The sequence below is a fragment of the candidate division KSB1 bacterium genome (assembly GCA_022562085.1).
Taxonomy (GTDB): Bacteria; Zhuqueibacterota; Zhuqueibacteria; order Oceanimicrobiales; family Oceanimicrobiaceae; genus Oceanimicrobium.
In genome coordinates, this window is the sequence record JADFPY010000281.1 from 1 (window position 1) to 6,094 (window position 6,094).

The following is a 6,094-nucleotide window of genomic DNA, read 5'->3' on the forward strand; positions in this document are numbered from 1 at the left end:
GTGTGATTGTCTTCAAACTGTAATTATCCAGCAAGGCAGAAGCATTCATGAAGGCGATGATAATATAGGCCAGACTTACAGTTATCCGTTTGCTGAGTTGCCATTTGATCTGAGCGCGGAATAACCAGCCAAGAAGAACGACGCCAACACCAATATACAGATTCCATAAAAAGTTAATCGTATCATCAATCTTAAAAACGATATCAATTAATTTGTCAAATTCCATTTTGAAGCCTATTCCATGTTCCTACTTGTTTTGCCAAATAGAAGATTGTGCGCGATGTTAAAAGATAGGCTCGATGACCAACACAGTCACAAAACTAAGGGACACTTTATTTAAGCGCAGTGCGATGGAGTAGTTCTGTTGATGTCTTCAATTGAAGTCAGGAAAGAGAACCATGAGGCACCGGAGTCGGCATCAAGATTGGTACGTCTGAGAAACGCATCCCCTTACTCAAAATTAATAACCAAATTGTTGTTATAAATGTCAAGGCTTTTTTTCCCCAATAGCGATTTTTGGAATTAACGCACCTCAGCGATGTGTCCGCGCTTTGAAGCCCTGCTCACAAACTTTCGGATGCAATCGCGAGAAACAAAGCCTGGTAATCACCCGTCTTTGCGAGGCGTTTTTTGCCGAAGCAATCTCATTCAAGTTTGCAGGAGATTGCTTCGCTCATTTCATTCGCTCGCAAAGACGGGGCTAGGTAACGATTCCGCGTTCCTGGAATTCAGGCCGTTTCCACTCGCCGCTCTCCATAATTGCCCTGAGTCTGGTCACGGTCTCCCAGACATCTATGTAGCGTATGTATAGCGGCGTAAAACCAAATCGCACAATATTCGGCTCTCTAAAATCACCGATGACTCCGCGTGCAACCAGAGCCTGAACGATGGGAAATCCATCCGAATGCGCATAAGCAACCTGGCAGCCACGGCGCTCTGAATCTCTTGGAGAGAGCAGTTTGAAACCGAAAGAATCACATTCTTGCTCCATTAGCCGAATAAAGAGATTGGTCAGCCGCTTGCCTTTTTCCCGGATTGCTTCAATTGATGCGCGCTCAAAGATTTCCAGGCCACTCTCAACCGCAGCATAAGACAGGATTGGCGGAGTCCCGCAAATGAACTTCGAGATATCGTCAGCTGGTTTGTATTCTGTGTCAAAAGCGAATGGATCGGTATGTCCCAACCATCCGGTCAGGGGTTGGGTAACCTCCTTGAGCAGGGCCTCTTTGACATAGAGATACGCTGGCGCACCAGGTCCGCCATTCAGATATTTATAACCGCAGCCAACGGCAAAGTCGGAATCAGTACCGTTTAAGTCTATCGGGATAACACCCGTGCCATGACTCAAATCCCAGATGACCAGGGCGCCTTTGGAGTGAGCCGCTTGCGTGACCCGCCGCATATCATGAATATGACCGTTTTTGTAATTGACATGACAAAGCATCACAACGGCTACGGACTCATCTATAAGTTCTTCTATCGCATCATCCCCTTCAGGAAGCAAACGGCGTTCATAGGTCCCGCCTATAATTTCCATGACGCCTTCTGAAATATACAGATCTGACGGAAAGTTCTCCTGCTCCGAAACGATCACGTTGCGGTCCTTTCTTAACCGCAGCGCAGCAACCAGCACTTTGAACAGGTTGACCGAAGTACTGTCAACGACGACGACTTCTCCGGGTTTAGCGCCAATGAGCGGAGCAATCTTATCCCCCAGGCGTTGCGGCATGGTTATCCATTCCGCCTCATTCCAACTGCGAATTAGACCCATGCCCCAATCCTTCTGTACAGTCTTTTCCATTTGGTGAATCGTAGTTCTGGGAAGGGCTCCCAGGGAATTGCCATCGAGGTAAATCGTATTTTCCGGCAAAGCGAATTCGTCGCGAAACTCGGACAACGGGTCTTCTCGATCCAGCTTTGCACAGTCTTCTCGCGTAAGCTTAGCCATTTGCCCTCCTTAAAGCAGCGATTTTTTTCCATTCAGAGCTTGGGCGTTTGCGGACAATTCTAACCAGCAAGCCGAAGCGGCAACAAGATAAGACAGTTTTTGCTGAAAGTCAACACCCCGATTATTTTGTTCTCCGGACTGGTTTTTCAGTGTTGAGTGAGATCTTTTTCTGGGAGACCCGGGAATTCGCCTTCTTCATCATGACAATAATGCCCTGACATTCGCTCCAAGTCCTTCCAAAACACCAATCAGTAAGTAAAAGTTCTCCGGGTAGCCCCATCTGCTAAACCGATCGACCCAGCCTGGCATGCTCGAGAGTTTCATAACCGCTTGCAGAACAAAAAGTATAGCAAGCAGAATCTGCACCACCCAAAGTGCTATCGTTTTGACTTTTTTAGTATTCACCATGCCCTCCTTCAAACTGTTTAAGAGTTCGGTTGTGAATCATTAGGAGCTGATAGAAAATTGTTAGTTTTCTGACCGGATCACTTGTTTGTGATAAACAATATCCTGCTAAAATACAATGACTTTGGGGTGAATCAGAGGTTTTGAGTGTTGGAAGGCTTTTAACAATGTGACGGATAAGAAGCTTATGATGAATTTTCGAGAAGTGTGCCAAGCTGGTGTCGATAACTTCGGCTGGAAGTAAGCTGCTTGCCGTTTTCCAGGGTCACAACATATTCACCGTGATACCACGGCTGCAACTCTTTAATCCGATCTATTTTGAGAATGGTAGAGCGGTGAATTCGCAGAAATTTTTCGGGATCGAGCTTGGTTTGGATGTTGTTCATTGTATCCCGCAGTAAGTGGGAGTCTTTACCGATGTATAAACGAATATAGTTTCCCGCTGCTTCAATCCAGTCGATTTCTTCCGTTTTTAAAAAAGTAACCCGGCCGCCCGCTTTGATGACCAACCGCTCCAAATATTTCCTTTCATGATTGTTACTTTTTTCAGATTTAAGATCTTGCAGTAAAGTCAGCAGCTTCTCATTAACTTCTCCTGATTTTTCTTTCCGAATATGCTCTTTGGCGCGCTGAAGTGCTTTTTGAAAACGTTCCCGGTCAAATGGTTTCAGCAGGTAATCAAGGGCGTGAACCTCGAACGCCCGCAAGGCATATTGGTCATAAGCAGTCACAAAGATAAGGGTCGGCATGTTTGAATGGCGCAAGGCTTTCAGAACGCCGAAACCATCCAATTCCGGCATTTGCACATCGAGGAAAACTAAATCCGGTTGCTGATTCCGGATTGCAGTAACGGTTTCAATGCCATCTGCGCATTCACCGATGAGTTCGATATCCGGGTCTTCCTCCAGCAAGTTTCTGATTTTTTCCCGCGCCAGGGGTTCGTCATCGGCGATGATGGTTTTAATTTTCATTTGGTTGTCAGATGTTTCGCAATCTAAAAGGTGCTTCAAATAGGAATTTAGCCACGGATTTACACGGATTACCACAGATTTTAGGAAAGACGCGCTGATGCCATTTTTTTTTGTTTCACATAATCAGTGTTCATCTGTGACAATCCGTGGCTAAAACATTTTCACGTTTTAAATGGAATGACCAACTTTACTACGAACCCTTTCTTCTCTGAGTTTCCCAATTCAAACCGAAAATTCTCGCCGTAAAGTTGCTGCAATCGTGCGCGCGTGTTGGTTAAACCGATTCCTTCTTTAAATTTCGTCTGTTTATTCTTTAGCCCCGGTCCGTCGTCGCTGATTTTGACTTGCAGCATGCCGTTTTCACGTTTGGTCAGAATTTCAATTTTGCCGGGCGCCGACCGCGGTTCGATGCCGTGGCGAACTGCGTTTTCGACCAGCGGCTGCAAAATCAGATTCGGTACTAGCGCATCCAAAGTTTCCGGAGCAATTTTTGTCTCAATTGTCAGCCGTTTTTGAAAGCGGGTTTTTTCTATCGCCAGGTACCCTTCGAGAAATTCCATTTCCTGTTTTAAAGGGACTTCCTGAACGCCGTCGCTTTCCAGAGTTAACCTGAGCAAATCGCTTAGCTGCGCCATCATGCGGTCAGCAGACTCGACATCTTTGTGCATAAGTGTTGAAATGGCGTGCAAGGTATTAAAAAGAAAATGGGGTTGAATTTGCATCTTAAGAACTTGCAATTGCGCTTGTGCCAAGCGGGTTTCCAGCTGGGAATTGCGCAATTCCCGTTCTCTGAATTTTCGATAATAATCGAAAGCATGGCTTAAACCGACAATCACCAAATAGGTAAGAAAGTTCGGATGGAATTGGAAAATAGATACCGGCCTTGAAGGCAGCCAATTGATCATGGATGTGATTTGGAACAGCACGAAAAGTTTAAGGAGCGTTACAAAAAGTCCGGTCAGAAGATGAACCAGGCCATTTTTGAGCCAATTTTGTCGTTCAAATGGAAAGCGCCTTCCCAGCTTAATAATGAACGGTGTAAAGATCGCCCAGACAATCCAGTCCGGCAGCGTGACACTTAGAGAAAGTAAAAAATTCGCTTGATTGTCCCGGTAAAGATAGGTGAGGTAAGATTGGGTCGCAAAAAAGAAACCGAGAATTGTGGCGGTTAAAAATAACAATCCGCCTTTAAGGATAAAGTGTCTGAGGAAGTTTTCTTTTTTGACATCCATAGTTGGCCCGAAATTATTAAAACTGAAATTAATATAAACCCGGAAAGGTATAGAATCAAGAAATTTCAAAGTGTCAGGGCCATTCGGATTTGACCAGAGGTCAACATAAAAATATCGGCCTCAGTGGTTGTAGTGATTGAAAGTGGGAAGAGTTAACCCAAAGGGTTGAAAGAAACTGCTTGAAAGCTTTCAAAATGTTGCTTACTTTTAAAAACACATAATTATTATTTAAGGTTGCAAATAACATGAATTTGTCACTCGACTTAAATCAATTGAAGACATTAATTGGTCAGCGCGATATCAACGAAAAATTAGAGTTAATTCGCGTTCTCGAAAAAGAGACATATCCAATTCGTTTTCGTCAGCTTCTTGAACGGATGAAAATCAAAGATTTGACTATGGATGAGATTACATCGGAAGTAGAGGCTGTCAGGACGCAGCGATATAATGAAAAGAAAAAAGGCTAGAGTCGTAATTGATACGAATATTTGGGTTAGTTTTCTTATTGGAAAAGTTCTTTCAAATCTGGAAAGTTTCGTAGTCAATGATAACATTCAGATTTTACTGAGCAATGAGCTTTTGGAAGAAATAAATGATGTCCTGCATCGGCCCAAATTTCAAGGATATTTTACTACAGAAACAATTGCCGAACTTGTCTCCCTTATGCTCGGTAAATTTAAAGTCGTTGAAATAAAAGAAACGTTCGATGTCTGTCGTGATCCAAAAGATAATTTTCTGCTGGATCTTTGTGTCTCGGGTAAAGCGGATTATTTAGTCACTGGGGATGCAGACTTACTCTCCTTAAATCCGTTCCGAAATACGGAAATCGTCGATTATAATTCGTTTCAACAGATTCTAAATGAAATAATTTCTGAATAGCACTCTCCTTCGCATCGAATATTCATTCCGAAATAAAAAATTGGTTTGAAATTAGCAAAATAATGAACGCCGAAATAGATAAAGTTCTGGCCTCTGAGGAAGCCATTTTCGCTCAAGCCGTTAAGGCTGTCGTTACAGCAGATGTCCCCGGTCTGAAAGAACTCCTTGACCAACGCCCGGATCTGGTTACGAACCGGGCCAGGGCTGCGCACAGGTCTACACTACTCCACTACACAGCAGCCAACGGCATCGAAGATGAGCTGCAATTATTATTTTCCAAAGATATTATTCGGGCTTCCTTCAGCAAGAAAAAAAATCTTATTTTTGATTTGCGAGAAAGAGTTGACTAAAACAATGAAAGTAATCCCGGTCTGACTGAATCGTTCGCATATTTTCTGAAAATAAGGAGAAGAACATGAATCGTCGAGAATTCTTTGCATCCGGACTCGGCTCTGTGGCTGCGCTTGCGTTGGCTAATGGCAAAGCGCTGGCATCTGCTTCGAAGGGTAAAGATATTCGGGCCGCCTTCCCAAGGCTGGAGGAAGAGACTTATCTCAACGCAGCCGCCATGATGCCGCTGAGCACATTCAGTGAAGAGGGCTTGCGGCGATACATTGAATTCCAGCGGTTGGGTGGCAAAAACGGCCGACTCGAATATG

General features: G+C 44.2%; 9 protein-coding genes. 4 read left to right on the forward strand and 5 right to left on the reverse strand.

The window, feature by feature from the left end; all coding sequences use genetic code 11:
• The 5 genes from IH879_17985 to IH879_18005 all read right to left on the reverse strand — a co-directional run.
• Window positions 1-226 (reverse strand): hypothetical protein (locus IH879_17985; GenBank protein ID MCH7676814.1); only part of this gene is annotated, 226 nt, incomplete at its 3' end.
• A gap of 474 nt (window positions 227-700) precedes the next feature.
• Window positions 701-1,948 carry a kynureninase gene (gene kynU, locus IH879_17990; GenBank protein ID MCH7676815.1) on the reverse strand — a complete coding sequence of 416 codons (1,248 nt, stop codon included), beginning with the start codon at window positions 1,946-1,948 and terminating at the stop codon, window positions 701-703.
• 198 nt (window positions 1,949-2,146) lie between these two features.
• Window positions 2,147-2,353 carry a DoxX family protein gene (locus IH879_17995; GenBank protein MCH7676816.1) on the reverse strand — a complete coding sequence of 69 codons (207 nt, stop codon included), beginning with the start codon at window positions 2,351-2,353 and terminating at the stop codon, window positions 2,147-2,149.
• A 185-nt stretch (window positions 2,354-2,538) separates the two neighbouring features.
• Entirely contained in the window at window positions 2,539-3,324 is a 786-nt protein-coding gene (locus IH879_18000; protein MCH7676817.1) for a response regulator transcription factor, read from the reverse strand.
• A 161-nt stretch (window positions 3,325-3,485) separates the two neighbouring features.
• A complete protein-coding gene (locus IH879_18005) occupies window positions 3,486-4,556 on the reverse strand; it encodes a histidine kinase (GenBank protein MCH7676818.1) in 1,071 nt (356 codons plus the stop codon).
• A gap of 245 nt (window positions 4,557-4,801) precedes the next feature.
• Here IH879_18005 and IH879_18010 point away from each other — a divergent pair, with 245 nt between their 5' ends.
• From IH879_18010 to IH879_18025, 4 genes are all read left to right on the forward strand, one after another.
• Window positions 4,802-5,023 (forward strand): hypothetical protein, encoded by a 222-nt coding sequence (locus IH879_18010; GenBank protein ID MCH7676819.1) that lies wholly within the window; start codon window positions 4,802-4,804, stop codon window positions 5,021-5,023.
• Entirely contained in the window at window positions 5,004-5,435 is a 432-nt protein-coding gene (locus IH879_18015) for a putative toxin-antitoxin system toxin component, PIN family (protein MCH7676820.1), read from the forward strand. The genes IH879_18010 and IH879_18015 overlap by 20 nt, the downstream gene beginning before the upstream one ends.
• 62 nt (window positions 5,436-5,497) lie before the next feature.
• Window positions 5,498-5,785, forward strand: coding sequence for a hypothetical protein (locus tag IH879_18020; GenBank protein MCH7676821.1), 288 nt, complete (start codon window positions 5,498-5,500; stop codon window positions 5,783-5,785).
• A 65-nt stretch (window positions 5,786-5,850) separates the two neighbouring features.
• Window positions 5,851-6,094 (forward strand): hypothetical protein (locus tag IH879_18025; protein ID MCH7676822.1); only part of this gene is annotated, 244 nt, incomplete at its 3' end.

Excerpts from the sequence above, each read along its gene's own strand:
- IH879_18010 (MCH7676819.1), top strand. The coding sequence starts at position 4,802 with ATGAATTTGTCACTCGACTTAAATCAATTGAAGACATTAATTGGTCAG.
- IH879_18020 (MCH7676821.1), top strand. The coding sequence starts at position 5,498 with ATGAACGCCGAAATAGATAAAGTTCTGGCCTCTGAGGAAGCCATTTTC.
- kynU (MCH7676815.1), bottom strand. The coding sequence starts at position 1,948 with ATGGCTAAGCTTACGCGAGAAGACTGTGCAAAGCTGGATCGAGAAGAC.
- IH879_18005 (MCH7676818.1), bottom strand. The coding sequence starts at position 4,556 with ATGGATGTCAAAAAAGAAAACTTCCTCAGACACTTTATCCTTAAAGGC.
- IH879_18015 (MCH7676820.1), top strand. The coding sequence starts at position 5,004 with ATGAAAAGAAAAAAGGCTAGAGTCGTAATTGATACGAATATTTGGGTT.
- IH879_18000 (MCH7676817.1), bottom strand. The coding sequence starts at position 3,324 with ATGAAAATTAAAACCATCATCGCCGATGACGAACCCCTGGCGCGGGAA.